Consider the following 734-nt stretch of genomic DNA (forward strand, 5'->3'; position numbering starts at 1 on the left):
GGTCTTTGTGGCGTACGTCGGTTACGGTTTGGTCGTTGGTCAGCGCATGGATGGTGGTCATCACGCCGTTTACGATACCGATGTTTTCGTTCAATACTTTGGCCACAGGTGCCAGGCAGTTGGTGGTACAAGACGCGTTGGAGATAACGGTCATGTCGTCGGTAATCACGTCGTCGTTTACGCCGTAAACGATGGTTGCGTCTACGTCATCGCCGCCGGGAGCGGAAATCAGCACTTTTTTCGCGCCGCTTTCCAAGTGGATTTTGGCTTTCTCTTTGCTGGTGAACGCGCCAGTACATTCCATTACCAGGTCAACGCCCAATTCGCCCCATGGCAATTCGGCTGGGTTGCGGGTAGAGAAGTAAGGGATTTTTTTACCGTCGATGATGAGGTGTTTCTCATCGTGGGAAACTTCAGAGTTGAAGCGGCCGTGAACAGTGTCAAATTTGGTCAGGTGGGCGTTGGTCTCGATGCTGCCGCTGGCGTTGATGGCAACGATGTCGAGTTGGTCTTGCAGTTTGTAGTCAAAAATAGCGCGCACTACTTGGCGGCCGATGCGGCCGTAGCCGTTGATGGCAACTTTGATACCCATGGCTTTTCCTCTTCTTTTGGGTTTGGGTTTGGGTGGGGAGTGAATGGTGGCAATTATAGCAAAAATGTAGTGCTGTGTAATTAATGTTTTATTGAAAATTTTAGGTTCGATTATTTTTAATTGTAGATGATTAGAGTAGAAA

General features: G+C 49.0%; 1 protein-coding gene. It reads right to left on the minus strand.

Features of this window, described 5'->3' with window-relative positions; genetic code table 11:
- A partial coding sequence (locus ACTHUM_RS16485; protein ID WP_440403493.1) for a type I glyceraldehyde-3-phosphate dehydrogenase occupies window positions 1–592 on the minus strand: 592 nt, incomplete at its 3' end.
- Window positions 593–734: the final 142 nt, after the last annotated feature.

This window comes from Neisseria sp. P0021.S006, assembly GCF_051956895.1.